Here is a 996-nt window from a genome sequence, read left to right on the forward strand (position 1 = left end):
GCATTTTTGCCGATGCACTTTACGGTAGCGGAGAATTTGTTGATCATGCATCAGCCCTTTTCGAGGGCGTCCAGATCATCGTAAGCGCTCAATAAACCCCATCTACACAAGGCCAAGCCAATATGCGATAGAGTGGAGCCAACCTAATTTTGTAAGGAGGCTCACGATGAAGACGACCTGTAAGGCGAGTGACAGGAAACACGCGTATTGGAGAAAGCATATAGAACAATGGCAAGGCGGTTCACTGACTCAGGCGGAGTATTGCCGTCGGAACAATCTCAAGACCAGAACGTTCACCTATTGGAAGCGGCGCTTGAAGGCGACCAATGAGATCCGATTCGTTCCGGTGGCCATTGAACTGCCCGACAGGAAAAGCCAAACCTCCTCATTAAGGTTTCTGTAAACGATCGGTACTGTCTCGAAGTCCCCGATACCCTTGAACAGATCCTTCGTGTCTTGGAGGTGAGGTGATGCTGTTTTCTCTTGAAGGTGTCCGGGTATATCTGGCGATGGGCGCGACGGATATGCGTAAATCGATCAATGGCCTGTGCGCGCTGGTCAGCCATTTCATGGGCATGAATCCGTTGTCTGGCCATTTGTTTGTGTTCACCAACAAAAAGAAAAACATGGTGAAAATTCTCTACTGGGATCGGAACGGGTTTTGTCTCTGGCACAAATGACTTGAAAGGGATTGCTTCGTATGGCCGGACAGTGAAAACGAGGTGATAGACATCAGTTCAAGGGAATTGTTGTGGCTTCTGGGCGGCCTTGATATTCGGCATGTGACGGCTCATCAGAGACTGCCTTATACACAGGTTTGTTAGATAAAAAATGCGTTTTTCTACTCATTTATTCTGTTCAAAAAGAAAGGAATATGTTATGTAGAAAACCATGAATTCATTGGAATTACATAACGATCCACCGGTATCTGAGCTTGATGAAATCAAGGTCGCATTCGAAAGAATGGATCAACGATATCGAGCCGAAATCAAGATA

At 46.5% G+C, this 996-nt stretch carries 2 protein-coding genes; both read left to right on the forward strand.

Translation table 11 applies throughout. The annotated features are described in order from the left end of the window. Positions 1–166: 166 nt before the first annotated feature. Entirely contained in the window at positions 167–403 is a 237-nt protein-coding gene (gene tnpA, locus ACYQ11_RS22040; RefSeq protein ID WP_459925992.1) for an IS66 family insertion sequence element accessory protein TnpA, read from the forward strand. A 67-nt stretch (positions 404–470) separates the two neighbouring features. Further along, entirely contained in the window at positions 471–680 is a 210-nt protein-coding gene (gene tnpB / locus ACYQ11_RS22045) for an IS66 family insertion sequence element accessory protein TnpB (protein WP_459925993.1), read from the forward strand. The last annotated feature ends 316 nt before the right edge of the window (positions 681–996 follow it).

Source organism: Desulfatiferula olefinivorans (genome assembly GCF_054657895.1).